Annotated in this window: 12 protein-coding genes; 3 read left to right on the forward strand and 9 right to left on the reverse strand. The window is 59.1% G+C overall.

Features of this window, described 5'->3' with window-relative positions; translation table 11 throughout:
- Positions 1–311: 311 nt before the first annotated feature.
- Both CRD18_RS01320 and CRD18_RS01325 read right to left on the reverse strand, forming a co-directional pair.
- Positions 312–983, reverse strand: a complete 672-nt coding sequence (locus CRD18_RS01320) for a YdhK family protein (protein ID WP_187406450.1) — start codon at positions 981–983, stop codon at positions 312–314.
- Positions 984–1,059: 76 nt separating this feature from the next.
- Complete coding sequence (locus CRD18_RS01325; protein ID WP_187406451.1) at positions 1,060–2,544, reverse strand: YeeE/YedE thiosulfate transporter family protein; 1,485 nt, start codon at positions 2,542–2,544, stop codon at positions 1,060–1,062.
- Positions 2,545–2,768: 224 nt separating this feature from the next.
- Here CRD18_RS01325 and CRD18_RS01330 point away from each other — a divergent pair, with 224 nt between their 5' ends.
- Entirely contained in the window at positions 2,769–3,761 is a 993-nt protein-coding gene (locus CRD18_RS01330; protein ID WP_070429895.1) for a hypothetical protein, read from the forward strand.
- Here CRD18_RS01330 and CRD18_RS01335 read toward each other — a convergent pair.
- The 3 genes from CRD18_RS01335 to betT all read right to left on the reverse strand — a co-directional run bounded on the left by CRD18_RS01335 (position 3,748) and on the right by betT (position 8,407).
- Positions 3,748–4,515 (reverse strand): phosphatidylcholine/phosphatidylserine synthase, encoded by a 768-nt coding sequence (locus tag CRD18_RS01335; protein ID WP_242458652.1) that lies wholly within the window; start codon positions 4,513–4,515, stop codon positions 3,748–3,750. The two genes, CRD18_RS01330 and CRD18_RS01335, sit on opposite strands and share 14 nt — an antisense overlap.
- A gap of 142 nt (positions 4,516–4,657) precedes the next feature.
- Positions 4,658–6,226, reverse strand: a complete 1,569-nt coding sequence (locus CRD18_RS01340; protein ID WP_070429897.1) for an aldehyde dehydrogenase family protein — start codon at positions 6,224–6,226, stop codon at positions 4,658–4,660.
- On the reverse strand, positions 6,227–8,407 hold the full coding sequence (gene betT, locus CRD18_RS01345; RefSeq protein WP_070429898.1) for a choline BCCT transporter BetT: 2,181 nt from the start codon (positions 8,405–8,407) through the stop codon (positions 6,227–6,229).
- Between the two features lie 338 nt (positions 8,408–8,745).
- Here betT and betA point away from each other — a divergent pair, with 338 nt between their 5' ends.
- A complete protein-coding gene (gene betA / locus CRD18_RS01350; protein ID WP_187406452.1) occupies positions 8,746–10,485 on the forward strand; it encodes a choline dehydrogenase in 1,740 nt (579 codons plus the stop codon).
- Positions 10,486–10,595: 110 nt separating this feature from the next.
- Positions 10,596–11,702 (forward strand): nitronate monooxygenase family protein, encoded by a 1,107-nt coding sequence (locus tag CRD18_RS01355; RefSeq protein ID WP_187406453.1) that lies wholly within the window; start codon positions 10,596–10,598, stop codon positions 11,700–11,702.
- A 115-nt stretch (positions 11,703–11,817) separates the two neighbouring features.
- Here the strand turns inward: CRD18_RS01355 and CRD18_RS01360 are convergent, their stop codons facing one another.
- From CRD18_RS01360 to CRD18_RS01375, 4 genes are all read right to left on the reverse strand, one after another.
- Entirely contained in the window at positions 11,818–13,014 is a 1,197-nt protein-coding gene (locus CRD18_RS01360) for a globin domain-containing protein (RefSeq protein WP_187406454.1), read from the reverse strand.
- Positions 13,015–13,206: 192 nt separating this feature from the next.
- Positions 13,207–13,680: an Rrf2 family transcriptional regulator gene (locus CRD18_RS01365; protein WP_187406455.1), complete on the reverse strand. Its 474-nt coding sequence runs from the start codon at positions 13,678–13,680 to the stop codon at positions 13,207–13,209.
- A 112-nt stretch (positions 13,681–13,792) separates the two neighbouring features.
- Entirely contained in the window at positions 13,793–15,628 is a 1,836-nt protein-coding gene (locus CRD18_RS01370; protein ID WP_187406456.1) for a phosphoenolpyruvate carboxykinase (GTP), read from the reverse strand.
- A 298-nt stretch (positions 15,629–15,926) separates the two neighbouring features.
- Positions 15,927–16,352, reverse strand: a complete 426-nt coding sequence (locus CRD18_RS01375; RefSeq protein WP_070549951.1) for a DUF6802 family protein — start codon at positions 16,350–16,352, stop codon at positions 15,927–15,929.
- Positions 16,353–16,364 lie beyond the last annotated feature (12 nt).

Raw genomic sequence — 16,364 nt, forward strand, 5'->3', positions numbered from 1 at the left:
CCCACACAGCACTTCACTCCACCCTCTGGGCTGGGGCAAATCGCACTTCACGACACCTATGTCACCTCGTGCCAGCTGTGGAGGTGGCATGAGGTGACACCTGTGTCGTGAAGTCGCGGGAGAGGCAGGCAGGAGAGCGGGAAGGCGGGAAGAGGAAAGCGCCCGGACGGTACCGCCCGGGCTCAGCAAGTCGTTTGGGAATACGAAAAACGGGCAGCGCGCCGGTATGCGCGCGACACCCGGTTTTGACTGATGGAGAGAAATCGCAGTGACCAGCTTCGAAGTAGCCGACTGATCAAACCGCCTACTAGTTAGTCCTCCGGTGCGAGCTCGCTTTCGGTAACCCACTTGTGGTTCTTCATGGTCATGCCATCTTCGTCGATATCAACCATGTAGACCGGCTCCTGCGTGGAGTAATCAACAGTGCCCTTGGCACCCTTCATGCCCGCCATGTGCTCGGCATTGATGGTGATCTCGGAGCCGTCGGCAAGCGGAGCCTCGACTGGGTTCTCCAGCTCCTCATGAACAACCCAACGGTGATCCTTCACCGGTTCACTGCCATCGGTCGGAGTGTAGGACACGGAGTACGTGGTGGTGTTGAAAACACCAACAACCTTGCCTTCTGCACCCTTCATGCCCGGCATGTGATCAGCCAGAACCTTCACTTCACTGCCGACCGGGAACTTCGCGTTGTCAGCCGGAGCCATTCCCTCGGGAGCCGGACCGCCATCGGCCGGGTGATCATGGCCAGCCATTGCATCGTCATCATGGTCGCCGTGCTCACCGTGGTCATCGGCATCGTCCATGTCATCCATGTCGTCCGTGTCCTCAGAGCTGGTTGCCGTTGCCGACGAGCTGGTCTCGCTAACAGTGCTGCTTGCTTCGGTATTAGTCGAATCATCGGAGGAGCAACCGGCCAGCGCAAGCACGCTGGCGGCACCTGCGGCTACAAGCGCATTAAGTGGTCGGATATTCTTTGCCATGGTCAAGCTCCTTTGTTGTTGATGTCAATCAATCTATGCCCTCACCCTACCGACGCTCCCCTAGCGCCACCAGGACTTATCGCCCTCGGCGGACGGAAATCGTCCAGCCGGCCTCACCGGTCTGCTCGAAGTTGGTGACCTCGTGTCCATCCTTCGCAGCCCAGCGCGGAATCGCATCCGTGGCCTGGGTGCAGTCGAATGGAATCACCAGCTCCTCGCCGACCTCAATCTTGTTGATTGCATCCTTGGCCTCGATCAGCGGGAATGGGCACACCGCGCCGACGGTGTCCAGCTCGTATCGCCCATCGCCCAGTGGCTTGAGCTTGCCGTCTTCCTGCTTGACGACGCTCCGGTCGAGCAACGCCACCGGAGCGACAGCAAAGGAACCGGCCAGCGGAGAGGCCTCGGTACCAGCGGCACCGGCACTGTCGCTACCCGGCAGGGACACAGGAGAAGTACCAGCCGAAGCGACCGGAGCAGTTGCCGATACCGCCGTGTCGTTGGTGGTGGAAGGGGCGCTCGGGACGTCGTTAAGCGAAGGCGCGGACGGCTTCAGCCAAAGCTTGGCGGCGATAGCGACACCTGCGGCGATGGACGCCAGTGCGAGCCAACCCTGGTAGCTGAACAGCGAAGTCTGGACCATGCCGTTGCCGACGGTGCAGCCGCCGGCCCACGCAGCGCCGACACCCATGAAGATGCCGCCGACGACCGAGCGAGCGCCCTGGGTGGCGTCCGGGACGCGGAGGCGGAATTCGCCAGAGGCCTTGGCTGCGATGAAGGAGCCAACGAGGATGCCGAGGACGAGGAGGACGCCCCAGTCGAAACGCTCGGTGTCACCAGTGACAACGTAGTTGGCAAGGTTGGAGGACGGAGTCGTGATGCCGAGGCCATCGTTGCGGCCGGTGGCGGCGGACAGTGGCCAAGCCAGAACGCCGAGCGCGCCGACGATAGCGGCGGTGGCGTACACGTGCCAGGGCTTCTCAGCCAGGATATGCGCGAGACCGGTCTTGCGTGGCGCCAGAGTTACCGGGCGCGGGCCGGAGAATTCTTCGCGCAGGAAGCGGACGGCGAAGTATGCCGTGACGGCGCTCAGCGCGATGACCAGTGGCCAAATGCTAATGCCGAGAGAGGCATGAATGCTGGTCAGGCCGACGGTGCGGTCCTTCAGGGAATTCTGCAGGCCACCCAGGAAGCCAGTCTTCATAGCAGCAGCGGATAGGGCGTAAAAGACCAGTGCGATCCAAGAGCCGATCAGGCCCTCACCGGAGCGGTACCAGGTACCCGAGGCACAGCCACCGGCCAGGACGATACCCAGCCCGAAGATAACGCCACCGACGATAACGGCCACCGGTGCCAGTTCGTTGTATTCGGGAGTAATCACGCCGGCGCTGGTCAGTGCGGCCAGGCCGATGGCGTGGACGGAAATAACAATCAGCAAGGCGACGAAGCCGCGCCAGCTGCGCTGAGTGAAGATATCGCGCAGGAAACCGGTGACGCAGAAACGTCCTCGCTGCATAACAAAGCCGAGCACGGCGCCCAGCGCTAGTCCTGAGATGAGCATGAAAGTAGTTCTCCTAAGTTTTGTGGACAGACCTGTCTATCTGGTGTTTAGGAAACTACTTTATACGCAGAGAAAAGTCCAAGTTTATTGCGTTTTTGCAGGATAACCGCACCCCCCCACTAGACAGACCGAACCGTATATAACACTGTCGCCCAGGAAGGATTCACCACTCCGAGTTCCACTTTGTGGCAGTGTGGAAAGTTGTGAGTGTAAAAAGTTTCGCGATGACCCCGATACAGCGATTCCTTGTGCTGCGCTCCATAATCGATCTGCCTTTTACCCGGACATTCGCCATCGACGCGGAGCAGGTCGTCGAAATCTCCGGCGTCGCTCGACTCAGCGAGCTCAACGCCAAAAATGCCGTAATAATCGACAGCTTGCGTTCACTCGCCCACACCAACACACAGGACTTTTACGCCATCGATGATGCCGCCGAGGCGCTGGGCACCGCGCTTCGCATGGCAGTGTCTTCCAGGCAGCTACTGTGGCTCAGCTCGCTTCCCAAAAGCGACGTGGACAAGGTGCGCGCAATCCTCGGTGATGACCTGGTGCACGTGGTGGGCCCAGCACTGGCCGTCGACAAGCTCAACGACGACATCCTGGAGGTTCCCGACGCACTGAAGCGCCGCGGCGAACCGCTTGTTCCCATTGCACTCTCGCCGACTGCGCTAGTGCACGCGTGGGCACATGGCACGCATGAGCAGCAAAAACTGCTGGCGTACCTGCTCGAAGGCACCAACACATTGGTGATGGAGAGCAAAAATCTGCATGCGCTGCGCAAAGTCGGGGCGAACCTCATTGAACGCAACCTGATCTGGCGGCTGCTCTACAACCCCAAGGTGCTCGCGTATCTGGTGGTGCTGATTTACTCATCTCTGCGCGCGCTACCAGTAGTTTTTGTCCCCGGCTTCCACGGCAATGTCTGGGTGCTCTGGACTATCGACATCATCACGGCAATCCCCTACACCTGGGGAATTGTGGAGATGTTCACCGGCAGCTCATTCTGGCGCCGAATGCTGGGACTGCTGGTCACACTGGTGACTTTTATCTCGCCGTATGTCTATTTCTGGTTCAACGGCCGCGACTATCCCGTGTGGGTCACCGCATTCGTCATCGCCATGATCGTGGGCGCCTTCGCCGTCGAATTCATCCGCTGGCTACGCGACCGCCTCATCCACACAATCCTGCACCAACTGCCCGCCGCTACCGGCCGGTAAACGAGCGACGCACACCACCGACAATCAGCCACGCACCGGCGGCAACGTTGACGGCCACCATCGCATGGCTCACCGTCAGGCTTAACGACGCCGCTTTCGTCACAATTGCGATAAGCAGGCCTGTCGTGACAATCCAGACAAACGTTGCAGCAATGTTGCCCACCTTGCCGCGTTGCACGCGGAACGGGTGCGTGTAGTGCAGCGGTACCAGCGTCATTGTGCTGAAGATAACGATTGCGGCGATACACACTGCCATCGGCGCATTCCACACCCATAGCAGGACTGCCACAATATTCCACGCCGCCGGGAAGCCCACAAAGTAGTAGTCCCCAGACTTGGCGGCTTCGTTGGCATAACAGAACATCGAGGAGACCAACACTACGATGGCCAGGAGAATCGCCAGCGGACGTGGCCCCAGCGGCAGGTACATAACCATGAACGCTGCAGGAATGGCCGTCCACGTGAGGTAGTCGACAATATTGTCCACCACCGCACCGTTAAACCAGGGCACGACTTCCTTGATGTGGTGCTTACGCGCCATGTTGCCATCGACACCGTCGACGACAAGCGCGATACCCAGCCAGAGCCACATCCATTCCGGCTTGCCGTCGAGAAGCGCCACTACCGCCAGCGTTGCCCACACCAAACCGGTCAGCGTGAACCCGTGAACCGCCCAGGCGATAGCATGCTGCCTCCGCGTGAAGGTCTGGGGAGCAGCAGAACTGGCAATGTCAGAGCTAGTAGAAGCGTTCACGGCAGATGTCCTTTAGAGAACAAAATGCGCACAACTGCAAACCTTTATCGCAGTTGTGCGCAGAGTCGATTTTTTCAATCGGTGAGTATAACGGCCGATGGGTCGTTTTCCCGTATTTTTGCTCGGGCTTGTGCCGAGTTATTTAACGACGATCCTCAAACCAACCGGTAACAGCCGGTGCTGTGTTCTCGTAGACCAGCTTGGCTTCGGTGTACTCCTCCAGGCCGGTCGGGCCCAGCTCGCGACCAATACCGGACTGACCAAAGCCACCCCACTCGGCCTGTGGCAGGTAGGGGCCAAAGTCGTTGATCCAGACGGTACCGTGACGCAGCTCGCGGGAAACGCGCTCAGAAACCTCGCGGTTGGATGTCCACACCGCACCGGCCAGGCCATATTCGGTGTCGTTGCCAATCTCGATGGCCTCGTCAACCGTGGTGAAGGTCTCCACCGTCACCACCGGGCCAAAGGCTTCGTCGTGAACGCAGTCCATTTCGCGGGTGACCTGGTCAATCACGGTTGGGAGGTAGAAGTAGCCGTCGGCAAGCGAGGCGGAACCGTCAGCGGTGGCGCCGGTGGCAACCTCGCCGCCAACGCGCACGCGAGCGCCCTGCTCACGCGCCCGATCGACGTATGCCGCGACCTTATCCAGGTGCTGCTTCGAAATCAGCGCACCGGTCTCGGCCTTCTCATCGAGTGGACCGCCGAGCTGGATGTGCCCGGCGCGCTCAACCAGATCGTCGACGAACTTCTCGGCGATGGACTCCTCCACAATCAAACGAGCGCCCGCCGAGCAGACCTGACCGGAATGCAGGAACGCAGCATTGAGGGCATTGTCCAAAGCAGCTTCGTAGTCAGCGTCGGCGAAGATGATGTTCGGGTTCTTGCCGCCGAGCTCAAGTGCGACCTTCTTCACGGACTTGGCTGCTTCACCAGCAATAATCTTGCCAGTGGCAAGACCACCGGTGAAGGAGACCATGTCCACCTTCGGATGAGAGGACAGCGGTGCGCCCGCTTCGGCGCCAGCGCCGGTGATGAGGTTGGCAACGCCCGCCGGAACACCCAGGTCATCGATAACGTGCATGAGCAGGATAGCCGTGTGCGGAGTCAGCTCCGCCGGCTTCAACACAAAGGTATTGCCCGTGGCCAGGCACGGTGCGACCTTCCATGCGGTCTGCAGCAGTGGGTAGTTCCACGGCGTGATCAGGCCACAGACACCGACGGGTTCACGCACAATGCGCGCGACGACGGTCGGGTCATCCGCATCCACGAGACGACCGGCATCATTGCCTGCAAGCTTCCCGAAGTACTCAAAGCAGGCGATGATGTCATCCATATCGGCTGCCGCCTCTGGCAGGCGCTTACCGGTATCCATGGCCTCTGCCCAGGCAAATTCGTCCTTGCGCTGCCTGATGGCAGCACCGATGTCGAGTACCAACTTGCTGCGCTCAGCTGTGCTCCAGGATGCCCAGGAACCTTCCCCGGTACGTCGGAAAGCGGCGTCGGCGGCGGCGATGGCGCGCTCGGTGTCGGTCGCATCTGCTTCCGCAACTTCGGCGATGAAAGAGCCATCGGCCGGGCACTCGATAGTGCGAGTGTTGCCAGCGGCTGCAGCGGACCAGGTGCGGTCGATAAACAGCGTGGCCGCGCCTTCGTGGGATTTGGCGGTCTCGGGTGCGAGGGCCTTATCAGTAGTTGAAGGCTTAAAGGTCATTTAGGAATCCTCCTTGGCGTAGTCATCAGACCATTCGCGGACAGGTTCGGCATTATCGGACAGATCTGAGGTGCCCGGGAGATCAGACTGCATGTGCAAAAACTCCAAGTGCCGTTCGTAGAGGTCGAGGACGTCGGAAATCAGCTGCTCTTGGGTGTAGCCATAGACGTCGTAGCCGAGCGAACCGGTAAGCGTGAAGACCTCGAGGCGGTAGTAGTAAATATCAGCATCACTGTCCAGGTGTACCAGGCCAGCAAAAGACGGCGTCAAGTGTTCAACCGGATAGACCTGGTAGCGGAAGCTCATCTCCTCGCCGAATCCGACCTGCAGGTCAATCTGGTCGATGCCGACTTCTTCTGCTGGTTCACGGTGCAGCGTCACTTCACCGCCACGTTCCCTGATAGCATCTGCCACCTGTTCAAGTGCGGGCTGCACCACTCGGTCGAGGTAGCGCATGACTGGCTTCTTGCCCGGGAAGGACATGGAGCGGGCAAGTCGATTGCGCCAGTCACCCTGTTGGCCATCCACGGCGCGGCCCGACATCGCCCCGTGGAGGGCTCGACGTGTCGAATCCTGTTGCAACAGCTCCAGTCGCAGCGACTTAAACAGGCCATACATCACCAGATAGATGACAAAGGCAAACGGCAGACCCATCACAATCGTTGCCGACTGCAGCGTCGGAATACCACCGACATAGAGCATGGAGATGGTCAGCACACCGACCACGACAGCCCAGAAAATACGGGTCCACTTCTTACCGTCCTGCTGTGTGTCGGTGATCTTCGAAGTGAAGTTACTCATCACCAGTGCCGCCGAGTCCGCCGAGGTGATGTAGAGCAACAGGCCAATCAGAGATGCGACTGCAGCCACCATCATCGGCGCCGGGTACTGCTCCAGCAACAGGTAGAAGGCACGCTCCGGGTAATCCAGTGCAGTCTGGCCAAACTCCGAATCGCCATTGATGACCAGGTCCAGCGCCGAGTTACCGAACACCGACACCCACATCAGGACGAAGAGGAATGGAATGGTCAGCGTGCCGACGACAAACTGGCGCAGGCTACGGCCACGGGAAATACGGGCCAGGAACAAACCGACGAACGGTGCCCAGGCCACCCACCAAGCCCAGAAGAACAGGGTCCAGGAATTCAACCATTCCTGCGCTCCGGAGAACGCGTAGGTATCCATAGTCATGGATGGGAACTTGGAGACGTACTCGCCGACGTTCATCACCAGGGCGTCAAACAGGAACGCCGTGCGACCAGTGACCAGGATGTAGAGCATCAAGCAGATGGCCAGGCCAACGTTGAGCTCCGAGAGACGGCGAATCCCCTTGTCAACACCGGAAACCGCGGAGGCGATAGCCACCGATACAGCCACGACGATCAGAGCGATCTGCCAGGACGTACTCTCATCCACCCCGAACAGCACGCGCAGGCCGTAATTCAGCTGGACGACGCCGATACCCAGCGAAGTTGCGACACCGAAAACGGTACCGAGCATCGCTGCGATTTCGACCGCTTCACCAGCGGGGCCGTGGATGCGCTTGCCAATGATTGGGTAGAGCGCCGAGCGAATGGTCAGTGGCATGTTCAAGCGGTAAGCGAAGTAGCCGAATGCCATGCCCATCAGCGCGTAGAGCGCCCAACCGGTCACACCATAGTGGAAGAGCGTGAACACCACTGCCTGACGCGCGGCTTCGATGGTCTCCGCATCTCCGATCGGCGGGCCATAGTACTGTGCCACCGGCTCTGCTACCGAGAAGAAGAGCAGGTCAATGCCGATACCTGCGGCAAAGAGCATAGAGGCCCAAGAAAACAGGCCGAACTGAGGTTTGGCGTGATCGGGGCCGAGCTTAATCTGCCCCGTTCGCGAGATGGCGATGTAGAGCATGAAGAGCACTGCCACCGTCGCGGTCACGATATAGAACCAACCGAAGTTCTTCGATACCCAGGCGACAATGCCGGCTAGGGTGTCCGCTGCATTGTCCGGGGCAAAAATAGCCCACAGGGCAATGGCGAGAATACCAACGCCTGAAATAATAAATACAGGCCAGTTGACCTCAGGCTCAGAGGTCACACTCGCTTGCGCTTGTTGTGGAGGGACCGACTGCGATCGCTGCATTTCTTGCGACGATCCAGATTTTTCCTCCGTTACCTTCTCAGTTGGCGGAGTATCAGACATAGGAAAATCCTTCAGATTCGGGAACTAACCCAGCATACCTAGTTTGAATAATCCCTCAAGTCTTAGAATCGATTCAGAAGAATTCCTTAACCCCAATATCAACACCATTACCTGCATCTTTATCTATTTTTCACGGCGTTTAAAATCATTTCAACTGGAATTGAATGCCAATTGTATGCCATTCTATATATGTGAAGAGGATTTGAGATACGCCTCCGGCCACTTATTCTACTATCAATATATAGGCCCCGCCTTTAAATATCGCTTGAGGCTTATCGCAGTCCTTGAAAACCATTCCGATACACATCGGTACACAACCTACGGAGGTACACCAGAACATGGGAGCTTTCCCGGCTGTCTTCAACTTCGGTAAAAAGAATGGCAACACCACAGTCGAACACCGCGACGTCGTCATCGTTGGTGCGGGCTCTGCTGGCTCTGTGCTGGCTAACCGGCTGTCCGCAGACCACACTCAGCAGGTGCTCGTACTCGAGGCCGGCCGCATGGACTCCCTCTGGGATCTCTACATTCACATGCCTTCGGCATTCTCCTTCCCAATCGGTAACAAGTACTACGACTGGAAGTACGAATCCGAGCCGGAACCGGAGATGAACGGTCGCCGCATCTACCACGCCCGCGGCAAGGTCGTCGGCGGTTCCTCCTCCATCAACGGCCAGATCTACCAGCGCGGTAACCCCATGGACTACGACAAGTGGGGCGACACCAAGGGGCTGGAGAACTGGGGCTGGAACCACGTTCTGCCTTACTTCAAGCGCATGGAAAATGCGCTGGGCTCCGACAAGGATGACCCGCGCCGTGGCCACGACGGTCCGCTGCGCATGAAGCGCGGTCCGGCCGATTCTCCGCTGTTCAAGGCCTTCTTCAAGTCTGTCCAGCAGGCCGGCTACAACTACACCCCGGACGTCAACGGCTACCGCCAGGAGGGCTTCGGTCCCTTCGACGCGAACATCGACAAGGGCCGTCGCCTCTCCGCTGCCCGCGCATACCTGCACCCAGCCCTGCAGCGTCCAAATCTGGAGCTCCGCACCCGCGCAGAAGCCACCCGCATCCTCTTCGAGGGCACCAAGGCCGTCGGCATCGAGTACACCTGGAAGGGTCGTACACACCAGGTGCGAGCAGACAAGGTCATCCTCTGCGGTGGCGCTTTCAACTCTCCGCAGCTGCTCGAGGTCTCCGGCGTTGGCGATGAGAAGATTCTGAATGCCGCCGGAGTGAACGTCGTCAAGCACCTGCCTGGTGTCGGCGAAAACCTGCAGGACCACCTGGAGGTCTACATTCAGTACAACGCCACCCAGCCGGTGTCTTCACAGCCGTACCTGGAGAAGTGGCGTTGGCCGTTCATTGGCCTGTGGTGGCTGCTCACCCACAAGGGCCCGGTGGCAACGTCGCACTTCGAGGGTGGCGGTTTCGCGCGCTCCAACGACAACGAGCCCTACCCGAACCTGATGTTCCACTTCCTGCCGCTGGCCATGCGTTACGACGGCACGAAGATCGATAGCCCGCACGGTTTCCAGTTCCACGTTGGTCCGATGTACTCGGATGCCCGTGGCCATGTCCACATCACCTCCTCGGACATCAAGGTCAAGCCGTCGATCCTGTTCAACTACCTGTCCACTGATCAGGACCGCCGTGAATGGGTCGAGGCTGTGAAGGTCTCCCGTAAGCTGCTGGACACTCCGGCAATGAAGGAGTACACCGACGGCGAGATTTCCCCGGGTGCAGATGTGCAGACCGACGAGGAAATCCTCGAGTGGGTCCGCAAGGATGCCGAGACCGCACTGCACCCATCCTGCACCTGCAAGATGGGCCCGGCCTCCGACGAGATGGCCGTGGTCGATCCGGAGACCATGCAGGTCCACGGCACCGAGGGCCTCTACGTGGTTGACGCTTCGGTCATGCCGGGCATCACCAACGGCAATATCTACGCACCGACCATGATGATTGCCGAAAAGGCCGCTGACCTCATCGCCGGCAAGACCCCGCTGGCACCGCAGGACATTCCGTTCTACCGCGCTGGCCAGGGTATGCCGCTGGATCCGCCGGAGAGCAACAAGTAGTTCTTGAGCTCTTGAGGCGGTAGCGCGGCGCCTATTGCGCAACGCCGTACGTCGGCACCGGCCGGGTTCTCCCACGCGGGGGAATCCGGCCTTAGTGTTACTCTCGCCCTATGAGCAGTACGACCCCGAAATCTCCCGAAAGCCTCCGACGCTCATCAATCATTCTGGCACCGATGGCCGGTGGCCCATCCACGCCCGAACTCGTCGCTGCCGTTTCCAATGCTGGCGGGCTTGGCACCCTTGCCGCCGGCTATCTCACTGTCGAAAAGCTCACTGAACAGGCACAGCAGACGTGCACACTGCTTGACGACGGCAAAGGTTTCGGCATCAACCTCTTCTGCCCCAACACGGCTGACGCCGGTGTCGGAACCTCAGAGGAGGAACTTGCTCAGTGGACCGCTTTTCGTAATCGTCTGGCGCCGGCTGCTGCCCACTTCGACATCGATTTGCCTGACACTCCGACCTGGTCAGATGACTATTTCCTGGCAAAAGCGGAGGCAATTTTGGCGGAAGATTTTCTGCCCAACCCCGATGCGCTGGAGTTCGTCTCCTTCACTTTTGGCTACCCAGATAAAGAGGTCATTGCTCAGGTAAAGGAATCTGGCCGCAGCGTGGTGCTCAATGCGACCTCAATTGAGGGCGTACGAGCGGCAGCTGCAGCTGGCGCTGATCGCATTGTCCTGCAAGGACTAGCTGCGGGTGGGCACCGCGCATTTGTGGAGGGGAAGGATTCGTCCGACAGCATTGGGGCCTCTGTAGAAGAGCTTGCCCAAGCAGTCACCGAAGCATGCGCAGTGACCGATGTACCTATCATCGCCGCTGGTGGGGTGGGTAACCGAGAGGACGTCGTCAAGCTTATGGAAGCCGGCGCGGTGGCTGTGCAAGTTGGCACACGGTTCCTCACCACCGCGGAGGCGGGTACGAAGGAGACGCACCGACGGGCACTGCGTGATTTGGTGGAGCGTGCCACCGTTTTGACTCACGTCTTTTCCGGTAAGCCTGCGCGTGCCATCGAGAACACGTTTACTCGGGAGTTTTCTAGGGTCGCGCCGGAGCTTTACCCGCAACTGCACTACTTGACCACACCGATTCGCGGCGCGGCGAATAAGGCCGGTGATCCTGAATATCTCAACTTATGGGCAGGTATTGCTTTTTCTCAGTGCGAGAACCAAACTGCGGGCGATGTTGTTGCGGAGCTTTCCGGCTCAGCCGAGTAATACGAAGTCACCGAAGCCACAAACAGCACAATGACCAGCCCCGGACATATTTCGCGGCTGGTCATTCGGTTTTATTTGTGACGACGGCTTTTATGGCGACGGCGCGGTTGTGGCGCTAAGCGTCTAGCAGCCAATCGTTCGGGCTGAACAGCTCGAAGTGAACGTTATCGCGAGCAACACCGCGATCGGCGAGCTGCTGGCGAATAGCCTGCAGGAAGCCATTGCCACCACAGAGGTAGTACTGAGCGCCCTCCGGCAGCTCCGTATCCGCCAGATTCATCAAATCCGGCTCGTACCACACCTGCTGGCGAGCATTGGCCAATGCGGCGACAGCATTGTTGCGCTCTGCGCGCAGGGCATCTGCGGTTTCTGCGCGGTCCGCGTGGAGAACGACGACATCACGCTTGGAATCGGCAGCCACCAGGGCATCCAGCATGCCGATCATCGGAGTTGCGCCAATACCTGCGGAAATGAGCACCACCGGGTCATCGGACTTGGTGTCCAACACCAGGTCGCCTGCAGGCAGAGAGATCTCGATGGCATCGCCCGGCTGCACCTTTTCCCACAGCTGTGTGGAAACTTCGCCAGCCGGCAGGTCCTCAGAGGCATCGACACGACGAACCGCGAATGTCAGAACACCTTCCTTGCCGCCGACCAGAGAGTATTGACGTAGCTGGCCGGCGCCGTCCGGCATGGTCTGACGCACGGAGATGTACTGTCCCGGGAGGTAGGAAACGGGGGTTTCGCCGTCAAGCTTGACGGAGAATACTGCGACATCATCACCGCGCTCTTCGCGAGAGACGACGTGAGCGGCGCGGAAAACATCACCTGCTTCGACACCGAGGTCGTCATAGAGCCCCTTCTCGAAGTTGATGAGAACACGCTGCATCTCCAGGTAGACGGCATCCCATGCGTCGCGGACAGCTCCCTGAAAGACCTCTGGGGTGAGGATTTCCTCGATGGCATCGAAGAAGTGCTTGTGCACGATTGGGTACTGCTCCGGCTTGATACCAACGGAAATGTGCTTGTGGCCGATGCGGGAAAGCAGTTCCTCCGGGGCAGGAGCGTCTGGGTCGACCAGGGTAGCTGCGAAGGTAGCGACGGATGCCGCCAGCGCCTTCTGCTGAGCCCCCTGCTTCTGGTTGCCGCGGTTAAAGGTATCGGCAATGAGTTCGGGGTGAGCAGCGAACATCCGGTTGTAGAAGTTCGGCGTGATTTTCTCGATGTTGGCACCGACGACGGGCAGGGTTTGGGTGACGACTTCGGCCTGCTCTGGAGTCAGACCGTTCTTGTTGACATTCAGGTTTGGCATGACTTCACACTATCACTATATTGCGCATTTTGTTTGCGCAATATAGTTTGTTGGCGCCAAAATTAGTCTTTGCAGTTGCGAATCAACCGCTTTTAGCTGCAGAAACGGCGCCACCGAAAGTTTTGACAGACAGGCTTCGACAGCACCACTCTCAGCTCTTTTCGAATCGAAATCAGGCCTTCAGCTCTACGCCTAAACCGGACGAATATTCAGCCGAGAACCCTCGGGCGCGCTAGCTCCCTCGGGAGTATCACCATCCGCACCATCAACCGGCTTGGCGGGAATGAGATCCGCAATCAACACCGGATCCAGTGCGGCGAAGAACGCCTCCTGCGCAGCCGCTAACTTGCCACGCAACAGGCACGTCGGCAGTAATGGGCAGTCAGTGCCGACACAATCGACGACCTCGTTGTTTTCCAGAGTGCGCAGCAGCTTGCCGACGGATTTTTCCGTAGCCGACTCGCGCAGATAGATGCCACCATTGCGCCCCTTGACCGCTTCCAAGAAGCCGAGCTCCACAAGTCGCGAGACGACCTTGGAAACATGCGCGCGAGACGCATTGAGAGACTCCGCCACCTCAGCAGCGGTGTACTTCCGTCCCGGCTCCCCCATCGCCATCAAAGTGATGACACGCAGGCTCAAATCAGAGAAAAGCGTTAATTGCATTGCGTGTCACCCTTCATCGTTGTACTGCACAAACCACCCCCTTGCCAGCCACTTCGGGCAACAAGGGGGTGGTTCTATGTTCTAGCTTTTAGCAAGGCTAGCTAGCAAGATCTTAGTCCTGCAGGCTCTTCTCGATACGAGCCTTCAGAGCCTCGAACTCGTCCCAGACTTCCTGCGGAACGCGGTCGCCGAGGAACTTCAGCCACTCCTCGTTGTCCGGCAGGTCACCCTGCCACTTAGCAGCCGGTGCCTTCAGGGCTTCCTTGACATCTTCAAAGTCGATGTCCAGGCCAGTCAGGTCCAGGTCCTCTGCCTTAGCGGTGTGACCAACAACGGTCTCCTTGGCGCCAACACGGCCCTCAATGCGGTCGATGATCCACTTGAGAACGCGAGAGTTGTCACCGAAGCCCGGCCACAGGAAGCGGCCGTCTTCGCCGCGGCGGAACCAGTTGACCAGGAAGACCTCTGGCATCTTGTCGCCGCCCTTGACACCCATGTCAATCCAGTGCTGCAGGTAGTCACCGACGTTGTAGCCAATGAACGGCAGCATTGCCATCGGGTCATGGCGCAGGGAACCGACCTTGGCCTCAGCGGAAGCAGCGGTCTGGCCGGAAGCCAGGGTTGCACCGATGAAGGTTGCGTGGTTCCAGGACAGTGCCTGGGTCACCAGCGGCACAGTGTCCGGGCGGCGACCACCGAACAGGATGGCGTCGATCGGGACACCCTGCGGATCGTCGTACTCCGGTGCGGCGACCGGGCACTGCGAAATCGGGGTGCAGTAACGGGAGTTCGGGTGCGAGGACAGCTCGTCGGAATCCGGAGTCCAGTCATTGCCCTTCCAGTCAATGAGGTGCTCCGGCTTGCCTTCCATGCCTTCCCACCAGACGTCACCATCGTCGGTCAGCGCGACGTTGGTGAACAGGGTGTTACCGGCCTCCATGGTCTTCATGGCGTTCGGGTTGGAGGAGTAGTTGGTGCCCGGTGCAACACCGAAGAAGCCGTTCTCCGGGTTGACAGCGTACAGGCGACCGTCCTCACCGAACTTCAGCCATGCAATGTCGTCGCCGACGACCTCGGCCTTCCAGCCCTCGATGGTCGGAGTCAGCATAGCCAGGTTGGTCTTACCACATGCAGACGGGAATGCAGCGGCGATGTGGTAGGTCTTGCCCTCCGGATTAGTGAGCTTCAGGATGAGCATGTGCTCAGCCATCCAGCCCTCTTCCTTGGCCATGACCGAAGCGATACGCAGTGCGTAGCACTTCTTGGCCAGGATGGCGTTTCCGCCGTAGCCGGAACCGTAGGACCAAATCTCCTTGGTCTCCGGGAACTGGGTGATGTACTTCTCATCGTTGCACGGCCATGCAACGTCCTCCTGGCCCTCCTCCAGCGGAGCGCCAACGGAGTGCAGAGCGTGGACGAAGTCTCCGTCCGGGCCAATCTTGTCCAGGGCATCCTGACCCATGCGGGTCATGATTCGCATAGAGAGAACCACGTACTCCGAGTCGGTCAGCTGAACACCCAGCTTCGGCTCCGGGTCGGTGATCGGACCCATGCAGAACGGAACGACGAACATGGTGCGGCCCTTCATGGAACCGCGGTAGTGCTCGGTCATTTCCTTCTTCAGCTCGACCGGATCCGCCCAGTTGTTGGTCGGGCCAGCGTCCTCTTCCTTTTCAGAAGCGATGAACGTGCGGGACTCCACACGAGCAACGTCCTTCGGGTTAGAGCGGGCAAGGAAAGAGTTCGGGCGCTTTTCCTCATTCAGCTTGATAAGAGTTCCCTTATCAACCAGGTCCTGGGTAAGGCGGTTCCACTCTTCTTCCGAGCCATCAGCAAAGACAACCTTGTCTGGCTGGGTCAGTTCTACGACCTCAGCAATCCAGCGCAGCAGTTCGGCGTTCTCGGTCGGGGCCTGGCCCTCGAGACCAGGAATAGAAGGTGCGGACATCAGTTCTCCTGACTCATTGATTCGCGTCTTAATTTAAGGCTACCGGGGGATACCGAAAGTTGCCGGGCCCCACATCGACAATCGGCTTGTTCCCGCATTTGCAAGCCGTTACATCACAGCTTTACAACAAATAATTTTCCTCGCCCCATTCTTGCGACCTGTTCATTTACGGCCATAACCAGTGAATAAGGCCAGCCTCACCACATAAATTTACAACCATTAACCCTTTGGGTGCAGTTACCCCCATTTGTAAGCAACCGAGACACGGGTACCCCCGCGCACCGTGGTTCCAAAGTCGTTAGTCCCAGCTGCCCCGAGCGGATTGCTCCCATGAGTACGCATCCCACTTCCCCGCGGCTGATGCCGGTTCCACTGCTGCTTCGCCCATCGCGTCAGCAGCCCTCACATCATCACTGCTCCAAGACTCCCAAGTGCCGTCAAAACGGACCGTCGTAACGTGATCCACCGTGCCGTCACCGTCCAGATCTGAATAGATTGACAACCCGGAATCGTCGGCAAGCGTAATTGACCCCTCGTCGTCGCCGAGGTCGTAGAGCTGCCCATCGACCTCCACAACCAGCCCGGCGCCACCAACGTCCACCGACTGCCCATCAATCGGTGTCGCCGCCTCCAAACCACACGGCGTAGCGGGCGAACGCGCCTCCACCCCGCCATCGGACGCGGGTTGATCGGAAAAGTACTGCAGTAAAGAAAACTCATCCATCGTGATATCCCC

Source organism: Corynebacterium sp. LK31 (assembly GCF_014335015.1).
GTDB lineage: Bacteria > Actinomycetota > Actinomycetes > Mycobacteriales > Mycobacteriaceae > Corynebacterium > Corynebacterium jeikeium_D.